This is a genomic window from Cellulomonas carbonis (assembly GCF_014636275.1).
Lineage (GTDB): Bacteria > Actinomycetota > Actinomycetes > Actinomycetales > Cellulomonadaceae > Actinotalea > Actinotalea carbonis.
Genome location: NZ_BMEB01000002.1, coordinates 514304 through 539826 on the forward strand (window position 1 = coordinate 514304; position 25523 = coordinate 539826).

General features: G+C 72.9%; 21 protein-coding genes and 3 tRNA genes. 20 read left to right on the forward strand and 4 right to left on the reverse strand.

Annotation, left to right across the window (positions count from 1 at the left end; translation table 11 throughout):
- Nucleotides 1-4 precede the first annotated feature (4 nt).
- The 15 genes from IEV86_RS07545 to IEV86_RS07615 all read left to right on the forward strand — a co-directional run bounded on the left by IEV86_RS07545 (nucleotide 5) and on the right by IEV86_RS07615 (nucleotide 16185).
- Complete coding sequence (locus tag IEV86_RS07545) at nucleotides 5-2044, forward strand: DUF6571 family protein (RefSeq protein ID WP_152605587.1); 2040 nt, start codon at nucleotides 5-7, stop codon at nucleotides 2042-2044.
- On the forward strand, nucleotides 2041-2589 hold the full coding sequence (locus tag IEV86_RS07550) for a hypothetical protein (protein WP_043604312.1): 549 nt from the start codon (nucleotides 2041-2043) through the stop codon (nucleotides 2587-2589). Before IEV86_RS07545 ends, IEV86_RS07550 begins: the two co-directional genes overlap by 4 nt.
- A gap of 11 nt (nucleotides 2590-2600) precedes the next feature.
- On the forward strand, nucleotides 2601-3233 hold the full coding sequence (locus tag IEV86_RS07555; RefSeq protein WP_188484611.1) for a hypothetical protein: 633 nt from the start codon (nucleotides 2601-2603) through the stop codon (nucleotides 3231-3233).
- Nucleotides 3234-3415: 182 nt separating this feature from the next.
- Entirely contained in the window at nucleotides 3416-4285 is an 870-nt protein-coding gene (locus IEV86_RS07560) for a hypothetical protein (RefSeq protein WP_188484612.1), read from the forward strand.
- 79 nt (nucleotides 4286-4364) lie between these two features.
- The gene (locus IEV86_RS07565; RefSeq protein WP_152605586.1) at nucleotides 4365-4922 is read left to right on the forward strand and encodes a hypothetical protein; all 558 of its coding nucleotides are present in this window, start codon (nucleotides 4365-4367) and stop codon (nucleotides 4920-4922) included.
- Nucleotides 4916-5938, forward strand: a complete 1023-nt coding sequence (locus tag IEV86_RS07570; protein WP_043604303.1) for a hypothetical protein — start codon at nucleotides 4916-4918, stop codon at nucleotides 5936-5938. The genes IEV86_RS07565 and IEV86_RS07570 overlap by 7 nt, the downstream gene beginning before the upstream one ends.
- A 237-nt stretch (nucleotides 5939-6175) precedes the next feature.
- Complete coding sequence (locus IEV86_RS07575) at nucleotides 6176-6949, forward strand: GAF domain-containing protein (protein ID WP_052426005.1); 774 nt, start codon at nucleotides 6176-6178, stop codon at nucleotides 6947-6949.
- A gap of 61 nt (nucleotides 6950-7010) precedes the next feature.
- On the forward strand, nucleotides 7011-8375 hold the full coding sequence (locus tag IEV86_RS07580) for a GAF and ANTAR domain-containing protein (RefSeq protein ID WP_052426004.1): 1365 nt from the start codon (nucleotides 7011-7013) through the stop codon (nucleotides 8373-8375).
- Nucleotides 8376-8432: 57 nt separating this feature from the next.
- Nucleotides 8433-8522: transfer RNA gene (locus tag IEV86_RS07585), tRNA-Ser, on the forward strand.
- 197 nt (nucleotides 8523-8719) lie between these two features.
- Entirely contained in the window at nucleotides 8720-10777 is a 2058-nt protein-coding gene (locus tag IEV86_RS07590; protein ID WP_188484613.1) for an alpha/beta hydrolase-fold protein, read from the forward strand.
- Between the two features lie 146 nt (nucleotides 10778-10923).
- Nucleotides 10924-11697 carry a DUF1206 domain-containing protein gene (locus IEV86_RS07595; protein WP_043604301.1) on the forward strand — a complete coding sequence of 258 codons (774 nt, stop codon included), beginning with the start codon at nucleotides 10924-10926 and terminating at the stop codon, nucleotides 11695-11697.
- Nucleotides 11698-11862: 165 nt separating this feature from the next.
- Nucleotides 11863-13125: a threonine/serine exporter family protein gene (locus tag IEV86_RS07600; RefSeq protein ID WP_043604296.1), complete on the forward strand. Its 1263-nt coding sequence runs from the start codon at nucleotides 11863-11865 to the stop codon at nucleotides 13123-13125.
- Nucleotides 13126-13273: 148 nt separating this feature from the next.
- Nucleotides 13274-13364 (forward strand) — tRNA-Ser (locus IEV86_RS07605).
- Between the two features lie 120 nt (nucleotides 13365-13484).
- Nucleotides 13485-13871, forward strand: coding sequence for a VOC family protein (locus IEV86_RS07610; protein ID WP_043604293.1), 387 nt, complete (start codon nucleotides 13485-13487; stop codon nucleotides 13869-13871).
- Between the two features lie 175 nt (nucleotides 13872-14046).
- Entirely contained in the window at nucleotides 14047-16185 is a 2139-nt protein-coding gene (locus IEV86_RS07615; protein ID WP_043604291.1) for a PxKF domain-containing protein, read from the forward strand.
- A gap of 51 nt (nucleotides 16186-16236) precedes the next feature.
- Here IEV86_RS07615 and IEV86_RS07620 read toward each other — a convergent pair whose 3' ends face one another.
- Nucleotides 16237-16671 (reverse strand): rhodanese-like domain-containing protein, encoded by a 435-nt coding sequence (locus IEV86_RS07620; protein WP_043604288.1) that lies wholly within the window; start codon nucleotides 16669-16671, stop codon nucleotides 16237-16239.
- 165 nt (nucleotides 16672-16836) lie between these two features.
- Between IEV86_RS07620 and IEV86_RS07625 the strand changes: the two genes are divergently transcribed.
- Nucleotides 16837-17352: a protein-tyrosine phosphatase family protein gene (locus IEV86_RS07625; protein WP_052426002.1), complete on the forward strand. Its 516-nt coding sequence runs from the start codon at nucleotides 16837-16839 to the stop codon at nucleotides 17350-17352.
- A 40-nt stretch (nucleotides 17353-17392) separates the two neighbouring features.
- Here IEV86_RS07625 and IEV86_RS07630 read toward each other — a convergent pair whose 3' ends face one another.
- On the reverse strand, nucleotides 17393-18310 hold the full coding sequence (locus IEV86_RS07630; protein WP_152605585.1) for an aminoglycoside phosphotransferase/kinase family protein: 918 nt from the start codon (nucleotides 18308-18310) through the stop codon (nucleotides 17393-17395).
- 208 nt (nucleotides 18311-18518) lie between these two features.
- Between IEV86_RS07630 and IEV86_RS07635 the strand changes: the two genes are divergently transcribed.
- Nucleotides 18519-18591: transfer RNA gene (locus tag IEV86_RS07635), tRNA-Arg, on the forward strand.
- 80 nt (nucleotides 18592-18671) lie between these two features.
- On the opposite strand, the gene IEV86_RS07640 is transcribed toward IEV86_RS07635, so the two are convergent.
- Both IEV86_RS07640 and IEV86_RS07645 read right to left on the reverse strand, forming a co-directional pair.
- Nucleotides 18672-19790: a site-specific integrase gene (locus IEV86_RS07640; protein ID WP_052426000.1), complete on the reverse strand. Its 1119-nt coding sequence runs from the start codon at nucleotides 19788-19790 to the stop codon at nucleotides 18672-18674.
- Nucleotides 19791-19836: 46 nt separating this feature from the next.
- Nucleotides 19837-20517: a helix-turn-helix domain-containing protein gene (locus IEV86_RS07645; protein WP_188484614.1), complete on the reverse strand. Its 681-nt coding sequence runs from the start codon at nucleotides 20515-20517 to the stop codon at nucleotides 19837-19839.
- 126 nt (nucleotides 20518-20643) lie between these two features.
- Here IEV86_RS07645 and IEV86_RS07650 point away from each other — a divergent pair, with 126 nt between their 5' ends.
- The 3 genes from IEV86_RS07650 (at nucleotide 20644) to IEV86_RS07660 (ending at nucleotide 25440) form a co-directional block, all read left to right on the forward strand.
- Complete coding sequence (locus IEV86_RS07650; protein WP_043604341.1) at nucleotides 20644-20838, forward strand: helix-turn-helix transcriptional regulator; 195 nt, start codon at nucleotides 20644-20646, stop codon at nucleotides 20836-20838.
- A gap of 197 nt (nucleotides 20839-21035) precedes the next feature.
- Complete coding sequence (locus IEV86_RS07655; RefSeq protein ID WP_152605583.1) at nucleotides 21036-21971, forward strand: hypothetical protein; 936 nt, start codon at nucleotides 21036-21038, stop codon at nucleotides 21969-21971.
- Between the two features lie 127 nt (nucleotides 21972-22098).
- Nucleotides 22099-25440, forward strand: coding sequence for a type ISP restriction/modification enzyme (locus IEV86_RS07660; RefSeq protein ID WP_043604283.1), 3342 nt, complete (start codon nucleotides 22099-22101; stop codon nucleotides 25438-25440).
- Nucleotides 25441-25523: the final 83 nt, after the last annotated feature.

A 25523-nucleotide genomic window follows, 5' to 3' on the forward strand; every position in this document is an offset into this window, starting at 1 on the left:
GTGCGTGCGGGTCTCGATCGACGTCGACGCGTGCCGGGGCGTCGTCGGTGACATCCGGGGCTTCTTCGACGAGGCGATGGACGAGTGGACCGACGTCGCGAACGCGGCGGGTCGGGCGCTGTGCTCGACCGCGCCGCTCAAGGCGCTCTCGGACCCGCTGATCCGTGCGAGCCAGCTCGCGAACGAGCTCGAGACGCGCGTCGAGCTCGCGATCGTCTACAACACGGGCGACGGCGGCAACGTGCCGGCCGGTGGCGTCCTGACGTACGAGCTGACCGGCGAGGACACCCTCGCGAACGTCAAGGCCCAGCTCGGCGTGCAGATCGCGCGCGGGATCGAGGGGCTGGACCCGGGCAACCGGACGCCGTCGCGCGAGGACGTCGAGCGGTTCGAGCACTACACGACGCTCATGGCGAAGTACGCGGACGACCCGGCGGTGACCGACGGGCTGTTCGGCGAGCTGGGCCCGGAGCGGGCGGTCGAGGTGCCGCTGGTGCTGCGCCGTCTGGCCGACTCGTACTCGCGGAACATGCAGTACATGTACGAGGACACCGACATCGTGTGGGACGAGAACACCCACGTGATGGAGCGGATCTCGCAGCTCCAGCAGGAGTTCATGGAGGCGTACGGGCAGGGGCTCGCGACGTCGTCGCACTCGTCGGGGTTCCGCCGGGACCACCCGGACTTCGCGCGGGAGATGGCCGAGCGGGCCACGGAGGTGCCGGACGGCGCCGGGTGGGGGCTGTCCCAGGTGCTGCGGTTCGGCGAGTACGAGTCCGCGTTCCTCGTCGACGCGGGAGAGGTTCTGTACGAGTGGGAGAAGGACCAGTTCGGCCCCGTGTGGGGTCAGCAGATGAACGGCGAGGTGATGAGCTGGCGCCTGGGCACGGACGACGACGGCGCGCACTACGACCCGTTCGTCGGTCTGTTCGAGGCGATGGGCCGGACCCCGCAGGCGGCGCTGGACTTCGTCAACCCCGACGGCGGCGGCGACGTCGCGCAGGAGCGTGCGGAGTACCTCATCCAGGAGCGGTCCTGGCGCGCGGACGACTTCAACGCCCTGGGTGAGGCGCTGGACGCGGGCGCGACGGCCTTCCACCGGGCCGACGTGCCGGTCGAGCTGCAGGAGCGCGCGGCGTGGCTCGCGTCGGCGACCGTGCACTTCCTGGGCAGCCGTGACGGCGACACCAAGATCGGGGATGCGGGCAAGGACAGCCTCGCGCACCTGCTCGCCGCCTATGTGGCCGACGTCGACCGTGTGGGGGCGGGTCGGACGGACGGGCCGGACGAGCCGTCCACGTCGGAACCCGGGGCCGACTTCCCGTGGGCGCTCGGGCTGCCCGTGGGTGCGGACTTCTCGCTGGACACCTTGAACACGGTCTTCGGGGAGGTGCTGACGGACGACGCGGCGATGGAGCACATGGCGGCGGCGGTCGCGGCGTTCAACGCGCACCGGATGGACTCTGCGGTGCAGTCGTACGACGACGACGCGTCGTACCGGGCGTTCGTGGCCGGCGCCGTGCAGGACTCGGCGGCGCTGGTCGGGTTCATGATGGGCAACCTGGAGCGCGCGAGCGAGGCGGCGGGCAAGGCCGTCGACGAGCGGAACAAGAGGTTCGTCGACCTGACGGCGGACGTCGTGGGACTCGTCCCCACCGGGAAGACCTTCACGTCGTTCCTCGCCGATCAGGCGCTGAGCGCGGGCAAGGACTCGCTGACGAGCTCCGTCACGGGGAACCAGGCAGCGGCCGACGGGCGGAACTTCGACGCCCAGCAGGCGGCGCGGCAGGACCTGCAGATCGCGATGGCGCTCGCGCTGGCCGAGTCGACGCGGTTGGAGGACATGCGTCGGGAGGACCTCGAGGGCAGGACGTACCCGTGGTTCTCGGGCGGGAGCCTCGACGAGTCCGTGCTGACCGATGCCGACACGAGGGAGTCGTTCATGAACTGGATCCGTGGTGGTGCCGGCGTGGACATCGCCGAGCTCATCCCGGACGTCGACGCGCAGTTCGTGCGCGGGCGTGAGCGCGGGGCGGAGCGGTGAGGGGCAGCGGGGTCCTCGCCGCGTCTGCGGTCGCGGTGGTCGTCGCGGGTTGTTCCGCGCCGTCGACGGACCCGGTCCCGGTGGAGGCCGAGGCGCCGTTCGTGTGCGACGGGGTCCCGGCCCGTGGTGCGGAGCTGCTGACCGGGATCGAGGACCCGGAGGTGGAGCAGACCGGGGAGAGGGAGTCGGAGTTCTGGACCTTCCGGTGCGCGGTGCTGGACGGGGACGGTGACACGGTGCTGAGCGTCCTCTGGCAGACGATCGAGGGCCATGGCTGGGGTGCCCCGCAGGAGTACCGCGACGAGTTGAGCGAGACCCAGAACGCGGTCGCGATCGAGGCCGACGCGCCCGGTGGCGGCTACGTGACGGGGCCCGCTCGTCGGCCGAATGGCCGTTGGGTGTGCGACGACTCGCGCATGGTCCACGTCGAGCTGTTCGAGACCGTCGAGGGGCGTGACGGGTTCGAGGACGTGGCGCGGTTCGTGGAGTCGCTGGTGCCGTGGACGTGCGGTGGCGAGGAGTTCCCTGAGGCGGAGGAGTCGTGAGGGTCGGCGTGGTGACGAGGATGGGTGGCACGGCCCGTAGGGGTGCGGTCGTCCCGGTGGTCGCTGTGGTGCTGGTGGGGGTTCTGGCGGGCTGCACCGCCGACGAGCCGACGGTGGGGCAGCCGCCGTCGCCGACGGTGACGGTCGAGCCGACCCCGACCCCGACGCCGACCCCGGCGCCCACGGCGGAGGGGCCGATGGACCGGTCGGACGCGGAGCTGGGGATCACGTTCACGAACCTGCCCGAGGTCACCGGTGACCTCCGTGCCGCGTTGGACGCGTACACGCTGTTCGAGGTCGAGTACCGCCGGTCGCTCACCAGTGGCGGGGTGACGCCGGAGCTCGAGCTCCTGGCGGCCCCCGAGATCGTGGAGACCGTCCGGAACACGGTGGAGAACATCCGCACCGCGGGGAACGTCGTCGGCGGGACGACGACCCTCGACCTCCGCGACGTCCAGGGCGGCTCGGGTGCGGCGATCGTCGAGGCGTGCCTCGACGAGAGGGACAGCACGCTCACGTCGGCGAGCGGCGAGGCGCAGACCGGGGCGGAGCGAGGGCTGCAGCCCATCCGCATCCGCGCGGACCTGTCGCAGGGCCCCACCGGCTGGATGGTGGCCTCCCAGGAGGTGGGCGGGTCGTGCTGAGGTCGGTCGGGCCCGCGCTGCTGGGGCTCGCGACGGCGGTCGTGGTCGCTGTCGGCAGTCCCGCCGCCGCGTCGACGTCTCCGCCCGGTGGCTGCCAGGACCGCGGCTGCCCCTCCGAACCGTCCCCGGGGGACGGTGGCGGAGCGGGTGCGTCGTCGGGTGGCGGGTCGATCACGGTGCAGGTGAGCGGTACCGCGGTGCGTGGCGGGGGCGAGCAGGTCGAGGTGCCGGCGTCGTCGGTGCGGGCGCATCCGGTGTGCTGGTACGGGTTCGTGGCCACGGGCGCGGAGTACGCGTCGTGGTGGGACGAGGGCCGGTTCGACGAGCTCATGCGTCGTCTGCCGGAGGAGGACCACTTCGAGCCGTACCCGGGCTACGGGGAGCACCGGGACGACACCGAGGGCGGGTGGTGGTCGCCGCGCTGCTCGAGCGCGCACTGGCCGGACGGCGACTGGGACGGGTTCTTCGACTACACGAACCGGTACTTCGACACGCACACGGCGGTCTACGTGGTGCCGGGGGAGGTGCCGCCGGGTGCGGACGTGCCGCCCGAGGTGCTCGCGGAGATCGCGTACGAGCAGATGGAGCTGCCGGTCGGGCGACTCGCGTGGAACCCGATGCGGGCGGGCGACGGCGCGACGGTCGTGGGCGTGGACACGTGGGTGTGGGTCGAGGACGCGCTCGAGAGCGTGTCGGTGACGGCGTCGGTGTCGACGGGCACGTGGGCGCGGGTGGACGCGTCTCTCGCAGGGCTGTCGGTGCACGCACCGGGCTCGGACGGGGCGCAGTGCGTGGGTGCGGGTGTGGCGTGGAGCGAGGGGGCGGACCCGGCCGGGGCGTGCCGGGTGTGGTTCGACCGGTCCAGCGCGAACCAGCCGGTGAAGGCGGGGCTGTCGGTGCCGACGGCGACGATGACGGCCGAGGCCCGGTGGACGGCGTCGTGGGTGTCGAGCCTGGACCCGACGCCGCGCGAGCTGACCGGCCAGAGCGTCGAGGCGTCGGCCGAGGTGCCGGTCGCCGAGATCCAGTCGCTGGTCACCGCCTCCGGCTGAGTCGGCCACGCCGAGCCGCCCCGGCGGGGGCCGTGTCATCATCGTCCGTCAGGTCCGCGATCCTCCGGAGGCTTCGTCGATGAGGGTGCCGTCGCGCATCGCCCCCGCTCTGCTCGCCCCTGCCGTGCTCGTCGGCGTGCTCGCGGGCTGCTCCACGGAGGTCCCCGAGCCCGCCCCCACGACGCCTGCCGTCGAGGCGGAGCCCAGCCCGACGCCAAGCCCCACCCCGACCGCCGACCCCGCCGTCGTCGCCGACGTCCTCGAGGTCCACTCGGCCTTCTGGGACGCCGTCATCGCGTCGGAGAACGGCCCGGACCCCGACGCCGCGCCGTTCTTCGCGATCGCGAGCGAGGAGGTCACCGGGCAGCAGGTCGGCCGGGTCGCGCAGTACCTCGACATCGGCATGAAGCGGTCCGGCGCACCCGAGCTCGGCGAGCCCGTCGTGACGGTCGACGGCACGACGGCGCGCGTCGAGCAGTGCGTGAACCAGGACCCGTGGGTCGCGATCGGCCCCGACGGCACCGAGGTCGCCGCAGACGACGGCGTGCTGCCGCAGGGCTGGGAGCTGACCGAGGCGGACGGGTCGTGGAAGGTGACGAGGCTCTTCGGCGCCCAGGAGACGGAGATCCAGTGCTGAGCGACAGGCTGAGCGACAGGCTGAGCGACAGGCTGAGCGACAGGCTGAGCGACGAGCTGACCGCCACGCCGTCCCGCACACCCTCCCGCGGGCTCGCCCGGCGCCTGGCCGGCGTCGCGCGGCTCGTCACGCTCCTCGCCGCTGCGGGGCTCGTCCTCTGGTCGCCCGTGGTGCTCGCGCCGCCGGCGTCGGCCGAGGACGGCTGCATGCTGGTCGACGCGGGCCGTGACGAGCAGGGCAACATCATCTGGGAGGAGGCGTGCCCGGGCGGGAACGAGGACGGCGGGACGACCCCCGGCGACGGCGGCAGCAGCGGGCCGAGCACCCCGACGTGCGACCTGTCGTCGGTGATCGGCATGGGCGACTACGAGTTCTGCGTCGGCACGACGGCCTGCTCGGTCAACAACCCGTCGCGCATCCCCGAGGCCGACTGGCCGATGGAGGAGCGCCCGAGCCCCGAGCACATCTACACGTTCCAGTGGTGCGAGCCGGCCGACGGGCCCGCTGAGTACGGCTGGTCGTGGTACCTGCCCGAGGACACCGGACCGAGCCTGAGCGAGCTCGCCCAGTCGGCGTTCGGGGCGCTCGGCGCCCCGGTCTTCGACGTCGGCTTCAACCCGCCCGGCCGCACGGTCGTGGGGGTCGAGACGTGGTTCTGGGCGCAGGGCGCCGGGCCGGGCGCCATCTCGGCGTCGTCGGGTGCGGTGTCGGCGGTCGGCACGCCCGCGCGGCTCGAGGTCGACCCCGGCGACGGCTCGGGCGTGATCACGTGCCCGTTCACGACGACGGAGTCCGACGCGTGCTCGCACGTGTACGTCCGGTCGTCCGCGCGAGGCACCGAGGCCACGGACGCCGGACCCGCGCACGCCGCGCGGATGCGGCTCGTGTACGACGTCGGCTTCCGCGTCGACGGCACCACGCTCACCCTGCCCGGGCTCCCGGACTCGCTCGAGTCGCCGTGGACGACGGTCGCGGTGCCGGTCGCCGAGGTGCAGTCGGTCGTCACGCGGGGCTGAGCGGCCTCCCGGGCGGCCCCGTACCGCCCGGCCCGAGCCATGCGACCTCTACGGCTCTCCACGGTCGGACACCGGCTCGCCCGTGTCACCAGCGGGCGCGCGCTGGAGCCCAGGACGCGCTCGGGTTGAGGGAGTGCCGACCCGGTGCGAGGGTGGAGCTCCGGTCAAGACCATGGCCGTGCGCCGGAAGGCGCGTGCACTCGCTGGTACGCCGCGCGGCGTACGGGACGGCACCTCATGGTCACCCTCGTCCGAGATCTCGTCACGTCGGTCGTCTCCACGGCCTGCGACCTGGGCCTCCCCGTGGGGGCGGTGCTCCGCGTCCACGGCCATCCGGCGGCGGTCGCCGCCTCGGACCCCGCAGCCGGTCGGTGCGACGCGGTGGTCGCGCGGCACCAGCTCGGCCCGTGCCTCGACGCGCTGGACGCCGCCTGCGGCGTGATGGTCCCCGACGTCGTCGTCGAGGACCGCTGGCTGCCGTGGCGGACCGCGGTGCTGGGCTCCGGGCTCCGGTCGGCGCTCGCGATCCCCGCGCGGGTCGACGACGCCGTGGAGCTCGCCGTGACCGCCTACCGAACCGTCCCGGGTGCGTGGCCCGGCGACGCCGTCGGGCGCCTCGCCGCGCACGCGTCGTCGGCGGCCGCCACCGTCGGGCGGGCGCTCGGCACCGCAGCGGCCCCACCGGGCCCCGCCACCGGGTGGCCGTCCGGGCTCGACCCGGAGCCCGCAGCCTCCCTCCGTGCCCTCCTCGCGACCCCCGGCGACGCCGCCGTGGTCGACGAGGCGCTCACCGCGGTCGTGCGGTGCAACGGGTGCACGGCGCTGGAGGCGCTCTCGATGCTGCTCGGTGCGGCGTCGGGCCGTGCGGTCACGCTCGGCGACGTCGCGCGGACGGTGCTCGCGGCGCTCGACCGGCCCGCCCCCGTCCTCGAGGTCCCCGTCCGCGACTGCGTCGCGGCACCTCCGCCCCGTCGCACCGTCCCTGCCCGCGACCGAGCCGCCGGTGCCTGAACGACCCGTCCCGTCACCCGGCGTGCAACGCTGGGAGCCGGGCCACGGGAAGGGGCTTGCCATGGACCCGGAGGACGCGGGCGCGGTCCGGTCGACCGAGGCCGACACGGCGGGCCTGATCGCCGTGGGTGACCTCCTCGGCCGCCCCGCCGACGGCGTCCAGGACGAGCAGGGCGCGGGCCCGGACGCGCCGTGGCCGACGGCCGCGCTGGAGCTCGCGACCGCGCACGAGGAGCTGCGCGCGGCGGACGAGAGGCTGCGCGCGCAGCAGGAGCAGATCGCGGCGCTCGCGGCCGAGCGCGACGCCGGTCAGCGCCACCAGAACTGGCTCGCGTCCGTCCTCCCGGTGCCGGTCGTGACGACGGACCGCTCCGGATCGCTCGTCGCGGCCAACGCGGCCGCAGCCGGGTACCTCGGCGTGTCCGTGGTGCAGCTGCTGCGCAAGCCGCTCCAGGCGTTCGTCGCACCGTCCGCGCGCGGCGCGGTACGGACCGCGCTCGCCGCCGCGGGGCCCGAGCCCGAACGGCTCACCACGACCCTCGTCCCGCGGCACGGGATCGCGGAGGACGTGACGCTCGCCGTGACGGCTCCCGCTCGGGACCGGGTCACGTGGACCCTCCTGCCCACGGCGACCCAGGCGGCTCTCTCGACATCCCGCGTGCTCGACCTCGTCTCCGCGTTCGCGGACCTGTCCCAGGCGCGGTCCGAGACGGGCCTGTCGACCGAGCTCCTCGGCCGCATGGCGCAGGCGACCCTCGTGGCGCAGCCCGCCGCGTCGGCGGTCTCGCTCGAGCTCGGGTCGCCGCTGCAGCCGGAGATGGTGGCGTCCACGGGGGCGTCGGCCGCGCACGTCGACGGCCTCCAGCTGATGGCCGGCGAGGGTCCGTGCGCCCAGGCGCACGCGACCGTCGAGACGGTCGTCAGCGGGGCGCTGTGGCGCGACCCGCGGTGGCCGCGCCTCGCCGAGCGGCTGTCGCCCGACGACGCGGCGTCGTGCCTCGCCGTACCGGTGGTCGCCGAGGACGGGGTGCTCGGCGTGCTCAACTCGTACAGCAGCACGCCGGACGCGTTCGGCGCGGTGGATGTGCACGTCGGCGAGCTGCTCGGCCACACCGTCGGCGCCGTCCTGACGAGCCTGCGTCAGCAGGAGCAGCTGCAGACGCTCACGGAGCAGCTCAACACCGCGCTCGAGTCGCGTGCTGTCATCGACCAGGCCAAGGGCATCGTCATGGCGCGCCGAAGGTGCTCGAGCGACGAGGCGTTCGAGCACCTCGCGCGGCTCAGCCAGCAGCGCAACGTGAAGCTTCGCGAGGTCGCGCGGCTGATCGTCGACCAGACCGTCCGGTCGGGGGACGCGAGACCTGGACCGGCCGACGCCGCCGGGGCCTCGTCGACGCCGGGTGGGGCGCCCTCCCGGGGCGTGTGAGGCGAGACGCCGCGTCACCACTGGCACAATGGGCGCCGCGTCCGGCAGCGGGCGCCGGGAGGGCTGGCTGAGCGGCCGAAAGCGACGGTCTTGAAAACCGTTGGTGCGGTGACCCCGTACCCAAGGGTTCGAATCCCTTGCCCTCCGCCCCGTCCGTCCCGCACACCCGTCCCGCACACCCGACCCGGCCTCGTGCCGACGTCTGGACGTCTGTGACCGGTCACAGGTAGCGTCGCGACATCCGGTGCATCGCGGACGCGTGGTGCGCCGGTCTCTGGGACCGTTCACAGACGAGCGGTCCCATGCCGCCCCGGCGGCACGACCCGACGACGAAGTGGGTGCTCATGACATCGCCATCCCCTCTGCGACCTCCGCTCCGACCGGTCCGCCCCCCGCTGCGCACGCTGGCGTGCCTCGCCGCGGCGGGCGCGCTGCTCGCCGCACCCGTGGCCGCCTCGGCTGCGCCGCCCGCGCCGACGGCAACGGCCTCGACCAGCACGGCCTCGACCAGCACGGCCTCGACCAGCACGGCGTCGACGACCGCGGCCACCGTCGCGCTCGACCTCGCGGGCACGTGGCGGTTCGCGCTCGGCGACGACCTCGCGTGGGCGGACCCCGCCTTCGACGACTCGTCCTGGACCACCGTCCAGGTGCCGGAGGTCGACGGCGCACCGCAGTTCACCGGGTACGACGGCTTCGGCTGGTACCGCCTCACGTTCGACCTCCCGGCCGACGCCGCGGGCGCGAACCTCGTCGCGTCGCTCGGCTTCATCGACGACGTCGACGAGGCGTACCTCAACGGCGTGCGCATCGGCGGGTCGGGCTCGCTCCCGCCCGACGCGGAGAGCCAGTGGTTCGAGCAGCGGCTCTACCCGGTCCCGGCGGACGCCCCCGTGTTCGGCGGCACCAACACGCTCGCGGTGCGCGTGCTCGACATGTCGGGCGACGGCGGCTGGTACAAGGGCCCGATCGGGCTGTACTCGAAGGACGCGCTGCGCGCGGAGGTCCACGGGATCACCGGTCCGCTCGCGGACGCGGCGACGACCGCGTGGGTCACCGACCTGCTCGCGACGCAGGCCGACGCGCTCGCCGCGGGCGACGTCGACGCCTACCTGCGGACCCTCAGCCCCGACTACGTCCACGACGGGCACGACGTCGACCGCCGGGCGCGCGAGCTGCGCGCGTGGGTCGAGCGCGCCGGCTCCCTCACGCTCACCGACGGCGAGGTCGAGGTCGTCGAGAGCTCGGACGGGCGGCTCCTGGTCGACACGAACCGGACGATCACCGGGACGGTCGCGGGGGAGACGGTCACCTTCCAGCCGACGACGCAGGAGTTCCTCGTCCTGGACCGCGCGACGCGCACCGAGCTCGGCAACCAGTCCCGGTTCTTCCGCGACGCGGTCGAGTCGCAGCTCGAGGGCGCCTCGCGCGAGTACGTGACGTACCTGCCGCCGTCGTACTACGACGAGCCCAACCGCGAGTACCCCGTCGTCTACCTGCTGCACGGCGTCAACGGCGGCAGCCGCGAGTGGGAGCCGCGCGACTTCGGGTCCGTGCTCGACGGGCTCTACACCTCGGGCGGTCTCGAGGAGTCGATCGTCGTCATGCCCGACGGCGAGTCGCTCTGGTACGTCGACCACGAGGGCGGGACGCCGTGGCGGAGCATGTTCCTCACCGAGCTGGTGCCGCAGGTCGACGCCGAGTACCGCACGCTCGACGGCCGCGAGTTCCGTGGGCTCAGCGGGGTCTCGATGGGCGGCTTCGGCGCGTGGTCGATCGGCCTCGCCCACCCCGAGCTGTTCTCGTCCCTCGCGTCGCACATGGGTGCGCTCAACCTCGCTCCCGCGATGCTCGGCATCACGTCGCCCGGCGGCCCCGCGGGGCAGTCGCCGTCGCCGCTCGCCGAGGTCACGCGCATGACGCCCGAGGAGCTCTCGGTGCACGAGTACTTCCTCGACGCGTGCGAGGAGGACGAGTACCGCTTCGACGGCGCCGTCCGGGCGATCGACGGGATCCTCACGGCCAAGGGCGTCGAGCACACGGCGGTGGTGTACCCCGAGGGTCGGCACAACGACGACTGCTGGCTCCCGCGCGTCGGCGACTCGTTCGGCCTGCACTCGGAGGCGGTCCGCGCGGCGCTCGCGGCCGACACGACCGCCCCTGTCGTCGACGTCGTGCTCGACGAGGACTCCCGCACCGTGACGCTCGACGTGGACGACGACTCGGGAATCGCTCGCGTCGAGTACGCGCTCAACCGCAACGACGGTCGGTACACGACGTGGACCGGGCCCGTCGAGGTCGGCCACCGCGCCGTGACGGTGCGCGTGCGCGTCGTCGACGTCGCGGGCAACGTCACGGAGGTCGCGGAGCGGTTCCTCCCGCCGCGCGGCCCGCGCAGCTGAGGACGCCGGGCGGGGCGTCCGGCATCTCCGGCGCCCCGCCCGGCCGTCACCCGACCCCTCGCGCTGCCCCGCCCGGTCGTCCCTCGATCGGGCGGGGTCGTGTCGCTCGGCGAGCGCCGACGGCCGACCGCTGCCACAGTGGCCGCATGATCAACCGAGGAGCGCGCGCAGCGGCGGACAACCCGGTCGTCACGAAGGGCTGGCGGCTCGGCCACGCCGCGAACGGCGTGGTCCACGTGCTCATCGGCTGGATCGCGCTCCAGGTCGCCTTCGGCAGCGGCGGGGGTGAGCAGGCGAGCGCCTCGGGTGCGCTCCAGACGCTCGCCGGGACGCCCGGCGGCGCGGTGCTGCTGTGGATCGCGCTCGTCGGCTTCGCGCTCCTCGGTTTCTGGGAGATCGTCTCCGCGGTCCTCGGCACCGACACCAAGGACCGCGTCAAGGACGGCGCCAAGGGCGTCGCGCACCTGGTGCTCGCGGGCCTCACGCTCCAGGTCGTGACCGGTTCGGGCGGCGGTGGCGGGGGCACGCAGAGCATGACGGCGCAGCTCATGGCCCAGCCGGCCGGGCGGGTGCTCGTGGCGCTCGTCGGCCTCGGCGCGATCGCCGTCGGTGGCTACCACCTCGTCAAGGGGTGGCGCAAGAAGTTCCTCCGCGACCTGCGCGAGACGCCGCCGTCGTGGGTCGTCCACGCGGGACGCGCGGGCTACGTCGCCCGCGGTGTCGCCGTGATCATCCTCGGCGGGCTCTTCGTCGCGGCCGCGGCCGCCGCCGACCCCGAGCGGGCGGAGGGCCTCGACGGCGCGCTGATGACCCTCCGGGAGGCGCCGTTCGGCAAGGTGCTGCTCGCGCTCGTCGCCCTCGGGTTCGTCGCGTTCGGCGTCTACTCGTTCGGCCGCGCCAGGTACGCGCGCGGCGTCTGACGCGTCGTCGTCGGCCGGTCGCGGGCCGGCGCGGCCCGGCTCCCGGACGTCCGTCCCTGAACCGGGGCGGGACGGATGGCTACCCTGGCGCCGTTCACACCGCCGTGGTCGCGCACCCGGCGGGGACGGGCCGCCGCGACCGGACCGCCGACGAGGAAGGCCGCCATGCCGATCCGTGAGGACGACCTCGAGCCGGTCGAGCTGATCCGCCAGTCGGGGGCGATCCTCCGCGTCGGCAAGGCGATGCTGTCGTCGGGCACGGGCAGCTACCGCGTGAAGACCGCGATGCAGCAGGTCGCCCAGGCCCTCGGCCTGGACCGGCACCAGGCGCACGTGACGCTCACCGAGATCACGGCGACGTCCCACCGCGGGCCGATCTTCCGGACCGAGGTCGCCGAGGTGCGGTCGATCGGCGTCAACGCGCACCGCCTCCAGGAGCTCACCCACCTCGCGAACGGCCTCCGCCCCGGGGCGACGGTCGACCAGGTCAACGCCGAGCTCGACCGCATCGAGGCGCTCCGGCCGCTGTACCCGCCGGTCCTCAACGCACTGTTCGCGGCCGTCGCGTGCGCGGCGTTCGCGTTCCTCAACAACGGCGGCGTGATCGAGGTCGTGGGCGTCCTGCTGGCGGCGGGCGCCGGGCAGGCCGTGCGTCGGTACTTCCTGCACCGGCACGTCAACCAGTTCGCGGTCACCGGCCTCGCGGCCGCGGTCGCGGTGCTCGTCTACCTGGGCTTCGTGCAGGGCCTCGACGCGCTCGGCGGGGTCGGGCAGGGCCACGAGGCCGGGTACATCTCCGCGGTGCTGTTCCTCGTCCCGGGCTTCGCGCTCGTCACGGGCGCGCTCGACCTCGCGAAGTTCGACTTCTCGGCGGGGGTGGCGCGCGAGGTGTACGCGCTGGTCGTGCTGCTCGCGGCAGGGATCAGCGTGTGGGCCGTCTCGTGGATCACGGGGTTCGCACCCGACCCTGCGGCGGCGCTCGCGATCCCGCCGCTCGTCGAGCTCCTGCTCCGGCTCCTCGCGAGCTTCCTCGGGGTCCTCGGCTTCGCGCTCCTGTTCAACTCGCCGGTGCGCATGGCGCTCGCGGCCGCGGTGATCGGCATGGTCGCGAACACCCTGCGGCTCGAGCTCGCGGACCTCGGGATGGCGGTGCAGGCGGCGACGATGGTCGCGACGCTCGTCGTCGGCGTCATGGCGGCCGGCGTCGCGCCCCGCATGCGCCTACCCCGCATCACGCTCTCCGTGCCGGCCGTGGTGATCATGGTGCCGGGGGCCGCGGTGTACCGGGCGTTCGTCAGCCTCAACAACGGCGACGCCGACGTCGCGGTCACCGCGGGCGTGCAGGCGGTGTTCGTCGTCATCTCGATCGCCTTCGGCCTCGCGGCGGCGCGCATCCTGACCGACCGCGCGTGGGGCTTCGAGCGCTGAGTCCGGCACCGGGCCGGGCGACCGGCCGGGTGCCTGGCCGGGCGCCGGGCGGGGGTCGTGGCCGGGTGCCCAGCCGGGGCCGACGACGGCGCGCCGACGCTTTGCCGTGCGGTCACGGCGCCGGGTAGCCTGACCGCTGCATCACCTTGGAGACGTCGCATAGTCAGGTCTAGTGCGCGGCCCTGCTAAGGCCGTGAAGGGGTCACACCCTTCCGTGGGTTCAAATCCCACCGTCTCCGCCCAGCTCCTCGCCCCCGAGGTCCGGCCGCTCGCGGCCGACCGTTGAGCGTCCGTACCCCCCCGGCGTAGCCTCGACGTGCCGACCAGTCGACGGTCGCCTGGTCCGCGCTGGAGGCACCATGCTCTCCGACCATGCCGCGATGCCCGTCGTCGCCGTGAGCGACGTCGACCGGGCCCGCCGCTTCTACGAGGAGACCCTCGGGCTGACGCCGGCAAGCGACATCCCCGACGGTCTGCTCTTCCGGGCCGGGGGCGTCCAGCTCCTGGTCTACCGGTCCGAGTACGCGGGCACCAACAAGGCGACGGCTGTCTCGTTCGACGTGCCCGAGGGGTCGTTCGACGCCGAGGTCGCGGACCTCCGCGGGCGCGGGGTCACCTTCCAGGAGTACGACCTGGAGGGCGTCACGTGGTCCGACGGCGTCGCCTCGATGGACGGGATGCGCGCGGCGTGGTTCGAGGACCCCGACGGCAACATCCTCAACATCTCGACGTCGACGGCGTCGTAGGCGGCCCGGTCCGGCGGCACGGTGCGGGCCGGTCGGCGCCCGGCCCGCACCGGGGCGCCTCGCCCCTCGATCGGCGTAGTGACGCAGGTCACATTTGCCCCGTATCGTCCGAAAGGTCCGTACGTCGGTAGCGGGGGCCGGGGGCGCTGCTCCTGATCGCACCAGGAGAACTGCCATGCCCCCACGCACGAGGTCCCTCGCCGTCCTGTCCACCACCTGCCTGGCCCTCGGCGGACTCGCCGCGGGCGCACCCGCGGCGCTCGGCGCGGACGGCGGCGAGGCGGAGCTCGTCGAGGCGGACTGGCACGTCCTCTCGTTCAGCGACGACGGGACGGTCGCGGCGTTCCACGGTCCGGACCAGCAGCTCTACGCGCGTGACCTCACGACCGGCACGACGACGCTCGTGTCGGCGACGGCCGACGGGACGCCGGCCGCGGGCTTCCACCGCAGCCGCGGCGCCGTCGTCTCGCGCAACGGGCGCTACGTCGTCTTCTCGACGCACGCCACGAACCTGGACCCCTCCGACACCGACGTGAACGAGGACGTCTACGTCAAGGACCTCGCCACGGGGTCCCTGACGCTCGCCTCGACGAGCTCGACCGGCGAGAAGGGCAACCTGCCGAGCTACGCCCCGTCGCGCGTGTCGGACGACGGGCGCGTCCTCGTCTTCGCGTCGCGCGCCGGCAACTTCCCGCCCCTCGTGCCGCTGCCGCCCGGGTGCCCGCAGCCCGAGGACAACTTCTGCGTCGAGGTCGAGGTGTACGCCAAGGACCTCGGCACCGGGGAGCTCACGCTGCTGACGCTCGGCGACCGGGCCGACTTCGAGGACCCGGTCTCCTCGAGCGTCGTCGGTGACGTCTCGGCCGACGGGTCCGTCGTCGCGGTGAACGTCGGCGACCCGCTCACGCCGGACGACCAGGACGTGTGGAAGTTCCCCGACGTGTTCCTGGTCGACCTCGCGACGGGCCAGCGGACGCTCGCGTCGTCGCAGGACCCGACGGGCTTCTCGTCCTTCTTCTTCCCCTCGCTGTCCGCGGACGGCACGCGCGTCGCGTTCGCAGGGGACCTCGCCGGGGGTCCGTACCTCGAGGAGGTCTTCGTCCGGGACGCCGCGGACGCGCTCCCGGTCCGCGCGTCGTCGTCGGCCGAGGGCGTCGCCGCGAACGGCGTGGCGATCAGCCCGCGCCTCGCGGGTGACGGCCTGTCGGTCGCGTTCACGTCGCGCGCGTCGAACCTGCACCCGGACGACACCGACACGGCCGACGACGTCGTCGTCAAGGACCTGACCACGGGCGAGGTCCACCTGGCCACCCTCGGTGACGCGAAGCCCGCGGGGGCGTTCGGCGGGTCGAGCCCCCTGCTCGCGCTCGGAGCGGTCGGGGGCGTGCTGTTCAGCGCGCCGCTCGCGCTCTACGACCCCACGGTGACCGACCCCTACGCGTTCGGGGTGTTCCGCCGGACCTTCGCGCCGTCGGGTCCGGTCGACGCGGACGGCGACGGCGTCGTCGACGCGCTCCAGCCCGCCGGGACCGCGGCGGGTGCGTTCGTGGACGCGTCCACGGTGCCCGCGACGTCGGGGGCGGTCGTCGACGCGGGTGGGCTCGCGGTCACGGTCGCCGATGCGGAGGACCCCGCCGAGGGCGTCCTCGTCACGGTCGGGCCGGCGGGTCCGGGGACCACGCGGGCGACGCTGTCGGTGTGCGGCCTCACGGTCCGCCTCGACGCAGGCAGCAGCGCGGTGCTCACGTGCGGGAGCCTCGTCGTCCGGACGCTCACCGGGACCGTCCGGGTCGAGACCGACGGCGGTGCCGTCGTGGTCACCGTCCCCACCGGCACCTCGGCGCGCGTCGTCGACACCGCGGCGGGCGCCGACGTGACCGAGGTGTCGGGTACGGGCGTGACCGTCACGGTCGGTGGCTCGACGACGGCGCTCCCGGCGGGGTCGGGCGGCTCGTTCGTCGCGTGGACCGTCTCCGGCCCGGGCGCACCCGTCGACCCGCAGCCCGTCCTCAACCGCGTCAAGGCGGGCCGCGCGGTGCCGCTGAAGTGGCACGTCGCCGACGCGTCCGGCGCTCCGGTCACGACGTTGACGAGCGCCCCGGTCAGCGTGCGCAACCTCGCGTGCGGGCTCGCCACGACCACTGACGACGTCGAGCAGACGGTCGCGGGCGGCAGCGGCCTGCAGAACCTCGGGGGCGGGTACTACCAGCTCAACTGGAAGACCAGCCCGGCCTGGGCCGGGTCCTGCAAGACCATGACGCTCGACCTGGGTGGCGGGGCCGTCCTCCAGGCGGACTTCCAGCTCTCCCGGTGACGGAGCGCCCCGAGGCGCGGACGTGGGGCCGGTCGTCGACCGGCCCCACGGTCACGGCGCCGTCAGGGGGCCGCCCGCCGCTTGCCAGGCGAGCACACCGCCGCTCAGCTCGTGCACGTCGGTGAACCCCGCCTCGGCCATCGCGGCCGTCGCGGTGGCCGACCGGCTCCCGGACCGGCAGTAGACGAGGTAGGTCTCCTCCGGGTCGAGGTCGGCGATCGCCGTGGTGAAGTCGGCCGTGGCGTCGACGTTCACGGCGCCGGCCAGGTGGCCCTCGCCGAACTCGGCGGGTGTCCGGACGTCGAGCACGGTGACGTCGTCGTCGGCGGCGAGGGCTGCCGCCTCCTCGACGTCGACGAGCGTGACGGCGTCGTCCGGCGCGGACGTTCCGCAGGCGCTGAGCACGAGGCCGGCCGCGAGGGCGGCGGCGAGCGGGCCGGCGACGCGGGCCGGGCGGAGACGGGTGGGGCGGGGACGGGTGCGCATACCCCCGAGGGTATATCGCGATGCGTCGGGTTCGCGTCACCGTGCGGGTCGCAGGATCTCCTGTGGTGTGGCGTCGGGCCCTCGCCACCGCGCCGTCAGCCGCGCGTCGTACGGCCGACACCCGCCCGACGCGCCGTCGTCGGACGGCGTGGTTAGCCTGCCGCTGTGACCACGACCGCGCCGACCACCGCCGAGACCGCGCTCACAACCGCCGCCGTCGAGCTGCCGGGCGTCCGACCCGCCGACCCGCCGAGCGAGCTGCTCCCGGGACGGCTGTGGCAGGGCGGGTGCCCGGTCGACTTCGGCTGGGTGCGCGAGGCGGGGATCACCGCGGTAGTCGACATCGCCGACGCCGACGCGCACCCCCCGGCCGGAGCGACCGACGACCTGCTCTACCTCAAGGCGCCGCTGGTCGACGGCGAGGACGTGCCCGACCCGGCGCTGACGCTGCGGCTCGCCCAGCTCGTGGCGGGGCTGATCGAGGACGGCCACCGCGTGCTCGTGCACTGCACGTTCGGTCGCAACCGCTCGGGCCTCATGACGTCGCTCGTCGTGCGCGAGGTGCTCGGCGTGAGCGGCGCCGAGGCGCTCGCGCACGTCCAGGAGCGTCGCGACGACACCGTGAACAACGCCCGGTTCGCCGAGTGGCTGCGGTCGCTCCCGGCCCCCGACCGCGGCTGAGGGCGCCTCGTCGGGTGGCGTCGCGCCGCGGCGGTCCGCCTCAGAGCGGCGTGCGCCAGGTCCGGACGGCGTCGGCGACCCAGTCGAGCGGTCGGCCCAGCCGTCGGTCGTCCCACAGCCGGAACGCGACGCCGCCGAGCTGCGCGATCCGGTCGAGCACCACGCGGCCGTCCCACGCCCGGACGTCCGTGCCGTACGCGCGGCAGAAGCCGAGGTAGGTCGCGGCGTCGATCTCGCCGGAGTCGGCGCGACGCGCCGGGCTCGACAGGTCGTACTCGAGCGGGGCCCGCGCCACGAAGTCGAGGTCGATGAGCACGGCGCGCGCGCCCGCATGCATGACGTTCAGCGGGGACACGTCGCCGTGCACGACGCCGACGCCGAGCGGCGAGTCGAGGCGCGCGAGCTCGTCGAGCAGCACGGTCCGCGCGTCGAGGAGGACCGCGGCGTCGTCGTCGGCCAGGCCCGCGACCTGCGTGACGACGCGGCGCAGCGGGTCCCACGCGGCGACGTCGGCGTCGGCGTGGTCGACGTGGAAGCGCCGCAGCAGCGCACCCGTCTCGAGCCAGTCGACCGGGCGCGTGGACGTGAGCCACGACGACACCGAGACGACGCCCCACGACGTGACGACCGGCGCGGCGAGCGGCAGGAGCGCGGTGTCGCTGCCTGCGAGCGCGGTCGCGATGCGTGCGACGTGCTCGCGGTCCGTGCCGGGCGGGTAGACCTTGACCGCCACGTCGCCGACGCGCAGGACGACGGTCGTGAGCGCGCTGACGACGGTGGCCTCGACGCCCGGCAGGGGAAGGGCGAGCCGTGCCTCGGCGAGTGCCTCGAGCGCCTCGGCCACGCCCCAGCCGGGGGCCGGCATGGGGTAGGCGTCGACGGCCGGCGGGGCCGCTCGGGCCGACGCGGCTGTCGGCTCGGCCGCTGGGAGGGCAGGGCCGGGGAGGGTGAGGGACATCCGGGCTCCGGTGAGGACGTTCCACCGCGCGCGTCGTCGGCGCTGCGCCTCGACCGGGTTGGGGAGCAGGAGTGTAACCCCCGCTCGCGACGCTGAGCACTCACCCGTTCGGGGGACGCTCGGCCGGGACGGTGTGCGCTCGGTCACGCGCCCGCGATTGGGAGTCGAGGCCGGTCGCATGTATTCTCGTCTGCGGCCCTGTGGCCACGCGCCCGTAGCTCAATGGATAGAGCATCTGACTACGGATCAGAAGGTTGGGGGTTCGAGTCCCTCCGGGCGCACAGCACACGAAGGCCCTGACCAGCGAAAACGCCGGGCAGGGCCTTCGTCGTAGGCGGGTTACGGGGTCGAGGACCATCACTTACCCATCGGATTGCCCTTGGTCGGCCGCGAACGCGCTCAAGGTCTCGCGGACGTCGGGGCCGCGGTGAGCCCGAGCGATGTAGTGCTTCTCGGTGACGGCCGAGCTCGAGTGGCCCAACTGCGCCGACGCCGTCAGGGCGTCGAACTGCCGCGACAACACCGTGGCGACGGTCTTGCGGAAGGTGTGGGACGTCACGGCCGACCACCGCGGGTCTCGCTGCTGGAACGCCCGCCACTGGCGGCTGACGTTGTGGGAGTCCCGGAGGGTGCCGGCTGAGGACGGGAAGACCACGTTGGCGCTGTTCGGCTGCTGGTTCACACTGCGGCGCAGGAGCATCTCCACCGCGAAGGGCGCCAAGATCAGGGTGCGCTGACCGGCGGCGGACTTGGGATGCTCCTGGATCGCGAGCCCAGCGCCCCGGTGCCAAGTCAGGGTGGCGCCGATGTGCACGGTCGGCTCGTCGTTCTTCAGGTCCACCTCGGTCCAGCGCAGCGCGAGGGCCTCGTTGATGCGGCAGCCCGTCGCCAGCATCAGGTCCACGAGGTCAGGGAGATCGGCGCGGACCGCCGCCGCGTCGGACGCGACTGCGCGACGTAGTCGGTGGACCTCGTCGACGGTGAGGGCGACCACCGGCTTCGTCTTGAGTGCGACACCTCGGGTCTGCTTTGCCAGATTGACCTGGAGCGCATCGTGCCGCACGGCCACACCCAGGATGCCGATCAGGACGGTCCGCAACATCTTCGCGGTCGCCGCGCCGCCTCCGGCCTTCTTCTCGCGGACCGCCTGCAGGTGCCGGTCGAGCAGGCCCACGGTCAGCTCTTGAAGGCGCACATTGCCCAGGGCGGCGCGCACGTGCTTGTCCACCAGGTGCCGGTATTTCTCCTGGGTGCTCGCGGCGAGGTCGGAGTCCTTCAGCTCCGCCATCCAGAGGTCGGCGACGACCCCAACGCGCGTCGTGCCGGTCAGGTCCTCCAGGCTTGGACGCGCCCGGCTGCGCAGGCGATCCAGCAACTCCGCCTCGGCCTTCCCGCGGCTGGTCCCTGAAGCCTCGACCAGCCGAGTGCGGCCGTCGAAGTCCCGGAACCTTGCCCGAGCGCGATAGTGGCCGGGCCCCACCTGGGCGGTGTTGATCCTGCCCCATGCCCCGAGGGGTGTCGGCGGTCTAGGCACGTGCAGGTCTCCAGTTCTCGCGGGGGTCCATCCTCGAACCTCTCGCCGGTGGGGCTGGATCGTCAGGTCGCTCCGCCCATGCGGCGTCGTCCTCCGGATCGAGCGCGCGAAGCTCCTCCTTGAGGAACTCCGTGCCCGGATCAAAGTCGGCAGGGTCGATGCGCCTGCCCTCCTCCGCCTCAAGGGTGGCGAGCAAGGCGGCGTCCTCCTCCTCGATCCTGCGGAGCTCGCCTTCCACCCAGCGGCGCCGAGCGTCAGCGCGCTCCTCCGGACCGAGAACGACATGAGGGCGCACGAACTCCCGGAAGGCGTCGATCCGGATGGACTGTCCGATGAGGGGGGCCCAGCCGCGGCCCCACTGCCAGACCCGGCTGGCCGGCTGCTCCGCCACCCCCGTGACCCGCGCCTCGATGAAGTCTCCCATCGTCCGTGGGAAGAGGAGGGTGTTCGGGTTCACGTTCAGCGCCACGGCCAGCGCCGCGAGGTCGTCAACATCAACCCGCCGTTCGCCGGCCTCGATCCGCCGAAGCCCCAACGGCGGTATGGGCCTGCCCAACTCCTCCAGCCTCCTGCTCAGGGCGGCGAACGTCATGCCGCTCAGCTCGCGGAAGAAGGCGACGTTCTCCCGGACGGTGTCGCCCGTGGGTCCCATGTGCATCTCGCGTCCGGCCATAGCTCGAGACTGACAGATCAAAGATGAAGGTGCAAGTTCGACTTGCGAAGGACTAGCGATCAAGGTTAGCGTGCGGTCGCCAAGTGATGGCGTACGACCAATCAAAGATGAAGGATGATGAGTGGCATGGCCATGAGCGCCCACCCTGGACGGCTGTTGACCCCGACCGACCTCGCCAGCCGCCTTGGCGTGCCCGTCCGCACGATCTACGCCTGGCGGAGCAAGGGCGAGGGGCCGACCGGCCTGCGCGTGGGGAAGCACCTGCGGTTCCGTGAGGGCGACGTCGACACCTGGATCGAGTCGAAGCTGGCGGGGGCGTGACTGCCCCTGACCTCGCCCGACCCCTCACGGGTCGACGGACAGCGCATCGAGATGAGGTCGTTCCCGACGCCGCGCCTACTGACAGGTCACACGACCACCAGGATTTCCTCCTCCACGGCTCCTTCCCCGTCGTCGACCGGTTCGGTGTCGACACGCTCACCGTCAGGGGCCCCATTGCGCCCGCCGCGCTGACCTCCATGCCCCGACAGCGCGTCCGGCGTGAGGTCGACCTGGCCACCGGTGAGGTGTTCGAGGTCCAGACCAGCGCGGAGTTCTGGCTGCCCGAGGGCTACCGGCTCCGGGCGGACACTCGGCGTGGTGGCCCTGAGGCGCGCGTGGAGTTCTCCGTCCCCCGCATGCTGCACGGTGACAACCGACTGCCCGCGTCCCCCGAGGACGTCGTCAGGGTGGTCCAGAAGGTGCACAGCGACCTGAGCAACCGCCTCACCTGGATGTGCCCTGCCGAGGACCTCGAGGTGGTCCGGGTCGACCTCGCCAGAGACTTCGAGGCGGTCGATGGTGCTGCCGCGCTGCTCCGCGACCTCTTCGATGAACGCGGCCTGCGGTCGGGGAACGTCGCGTACGGTGCGCCCTCCGGGGGTGTGCAGACGCTCGAGCGGCCGACGACCCGCTGGCGGGGACGCCTGTACGACCGTCACGCCCACTACATGCACAAGGCCCGCGGGCAGGCGCGAGACGAGATGCTCGCGCTGGCGGCGGCGGACCGCGGAGTCGTGCGCTTCGAACTTGAGCTCAAGGGCGAAGAGGCGCGGCGTCGTGGGATCGACCGGGTGACCGACCTGCTGACCGCCCCGCTCCGGGCCGTCGCGGAGGAGTACTTCTACGGCCGCTGCCGCTTCGGCCGGGTCGTCGCTGGCCCGCGCCTCCAATTGCAGGCTGGACTCGATGCTCTCCTGGCCGCGAAGCTGAAGGGCAAGACCACCGCGATCATCGGTCAGCTCCTGCTCGACGCCTACGGGTTTGAGCCCACGGCTCACGCGAAGACGGCCGACGAGTACCGCGGACATGCGACGCGGGCAGGGCTGACGCCCGGCGACCTCCTCCGTGCTGACCGACGCGCGGTCCGACTCGACTTCGCCCGCGGCACCGTGGTCCCGGTGCCCTCGGGCTAGTTCGTGCGGTTTCCGCAGGGTCCTACGCGCGTGCGCGCGCGTAACCGGTCCGTGCGCAGGGTCCCAGGTCACAGGGCCTGACCCGGGTAGCGTGCACCGGGGTTGACCAACGACGTAGGGGGCCTTCGTGACAGCACAGCCGAACGCGTGGCTCGTGACCGCGGTCAGCGAGTTCGGCAAGGTGTGCCGGGCCAAGCTCGCCGGTCAGGGAGACCGTGAGGCGGCGATCCGCGCCCCACTGGAAGGGCTGCTGCGCGCGGGGGGCGAAGCCCTCGGCGTCCCCGCCGAATTCCACGACGAGATCCGGGACACCGACCGGCAGGTTCGGCCCGACTACGGGGTCAGCGTCAAGGGCGCGATCACCGGATACATCGAGGTTAAGGCGCCCGGCAAGAGCATCGACCCCTCGTCATTCACCGGACACGACCGGCGGCAGTGGGAGCGTCAGCGCGACCTGCCGAACCTCATCTACACGAACGGCACGGACTGGCGGCTGTACCGCGACGGGGAGCAGGTGGGGCAGCCGGTCTCCTTCACCGGCGCCCTGGAATCGGCAGGGTCGGCCTTGACCGCGCCGCCGGAGTTCGAGTCCCTCCTCACCAACTTCCTGCGCTGGAAGCCTGCGCCGATCACGAGCGTGGGCGCCCTTGTCCGCGCGGTGGCACCCCTCACTCGCCTGCTCCGCGGCGAGGTCCTCGACCAGCTCAACTTGGAGCGGCGTGCCGTCGCCCAGGGCGCTGAGGAGTATCTCCAGCCGTTCCTCGGGCTGGCCCGCGACTGGCGAACCCTCCTGTTCCCCCATGCCGAGGACGAGACGTTCGCGGACGGGTACGCCCAGGCGGTGACCTTTGCCCTGCTGCTCGCCCGCACCGAGGGCATCGACGTCGCGGGCGAGCCCCTGCACGAGGTCGGCGTACGACTTGGCGACGAGCACTCCCTGATGGGCCGAGCCCTTCAACTTCTGACCGACGCCGTCGCCAAGGACTTCAAGGTCACCCTTGACCTGCTCGTCCGGGTTGTCGGGGCGGTGGACTGGCCGCGAGTGCGGAAGGGCCGACGGGACACCTATCTGCACCTCTACGAGGACTTCCTGGAGCAGTACGACAACGACCTGCGCAAGCAGTCCGGCTCGTACTACACCCCGCGCGAGGTCGTCGAGCACATGGTGCGGCTGACCGAGGAAGCACTCGTGACGCGCCTGGGCCTTACCGACGGCTTCCGCGACCCCGACGTCTTGACCGTCGACCCCGCGATGGGAACCGGCACCTACCTGCACACCATCCTGGAGCGCGTCGCCGACCAGGTCGAGCAGACTGATGGACCGGGGGCAGTCGCCGGGGTCCTCGGGCAGGTCGCGGAGCGCCTCGTGGGCTTCGAAGTGCAGATGGGTCCCTACGCGGTGGCCGAGTTGCGCACGACCGACCTGCTGGCCGCCCACGGCGCCAGCGCCCCAGCAGGCGGCATGCACCTCTATGTCACCGACACCTTGGACGACCCTCACGCCGCGGAGGCCCAGATCGGGTCGGGCCTCCAGCTCATCGCCCAGTCCCGCAAGAAGGCGAACAAGGTCAAGGCCAAGGCCAACGTCACCGTGGTCATCGGGAACCCCCCATACAAGGAACTTGCAGTGGGGGACGGCGGCTGGGTCGAGTCCGGCAGCGCGGCGCACGGCAAGAGCGCCCGCGCGATCCTCGAGGACTTCTTCGAGCCAGGCACCGGCCGCTTCAAGGCCAAGCTGAAGAACTTGTACGTCTACTTCTGGCGGTGGGCGACCTGGAAGGTCTGGGAGTCGACCAAGCAGGACGTCGACGGGGACGCCGGCGTGGTGTGCTTCATCTCCACGTCTGGGTACCTCACCGGACCGGGGTTCGCCGGGATGCGCCGTTACCTCCGCTCGTACGCGAGCGAGGGCTGGATCATCGACCTCACCCCGGAAGGGCAGACACCAGACGTCCCGACCCGGATCTTCCCCGGGGTCCGTCAGCCGCTGGCCATCGGGCTGTTCATCCGGCGTCCCGATGCCGAGGGGGCGCAGCCCGCCACGATCCGGTACCGCTCGGTGACGGGCCGCCAGGCTGAGAAGTTCGCCGCCCTGGCCGGGATGACCCTCGACGACCCGGACTGGCAGGAGGTGCGGCCCGGGTGGACCGCGCCGCTCACGCCGGCCGCTGGTGGCGGGTGGGACGACTACCCGGCGGTTGTCGACGTCATGCCGTGGTACTCGCCCGGCGTGTTCCCGACGCGTCGATGGGTCTATGCCCCCAGCCGCGGGATCCTCGAGAAGCGCTGGCTGCGGATGCTGACCGAGGCCGACCCGGCGTTGAAGTCCGAACTGTTCAAGGAGGGTCGCGACGCCAACCTCGCCAAGGGCAAGGCGCCCCTTCCCGGGGTGGACACGCATCAGGCCACCGCAGTGCCCCTGTCCGTGGACAAGACCAGCCGTCCCGTGCCGGTCCGAGTCGGCTATCGAGCCCTTGACCGCCAGTGGGTGATTCCCGACCACCGCGTCATGGACATGCCGCGACGAGACCTCTGGGACGCGAGGATCCAGGGCCAGGTCTACGTTATTGAGCAGCACTCAGCCGACGTTCATGATGGGCCGGGCCTCGTCTTCTCGGCCCTCATCCCGGACTTCGATCACTTCAACCATCGCGGGGGGCGGGCCCTGCCGTTGCTGCATCCGGACGGCAGTCCCAACCTGGCGCCCGGACTCCTGGCTGCGCTGAGCACGTCCCTGGGCGCCCCGGTGACGCACCAGGACGTCCTCGCCTACACGGCTGGTCTCGTCGCGCACCCGCACTTCACCCGCACCTTCGCAGAGGAGCTCGCCACCCCGGGTATCCGCCTCGCGCTCACGGCCGATCCGAAACTGTGGTCGCTTGCCGTCGACCTAGGGCGAAACGTCCTATGGCTCCACACCTACGGAGAACGGTTCACGGGCCCAGGGCGGCCGGAGGGCGCGGTGCGGTTCCCGAAGGGTGACCCACGGCAGCCGCTGGCGGTCACACCGATCGCCGCCATGCCTGACGTGATGACCTACGAGGTCTCGACGCGGACGCTCACCCTCGGGTCCGGAGCCGACGCGGGGGCCTTCGAGCCGGTCGAACCCGCCGTGTGGGAGTACGCCGTCGGCGGCAAGAACGTCCTCAAGTCCTGGTTCAACTACCGCAAGGCCGTCCCTGGTGGGAAGAAGACCTCGCCGCTCGACCTGATACACGTCGACGCGTGGGACCCCGACTGGACCACCGAACTGATCGACCTGCTTACGGTCCTGATCCGCCTCGTCGAACTTGAACCCGCCCAGGCGGACGTACTCGACGCCGTCCTCGCTGGGCCACTGCATACCCTCGACAGCCTGCGGGCAGTCGGCGTCCGCTGGCCGACCGCGCCCAGGGACCGCCGGCCCCGGCGCGGTCTAGGCAACTCGGACGGCTCGGACGACGGGATAGAGGCGGCCCTTCGACTGTGACGACTGCGTGCACACGTCCTTCGGCGGCTCAGGTGTGGGCGCAGGCAGCCGATGTAGGCGAAGAGGGCACCGGCTGCTTCGTG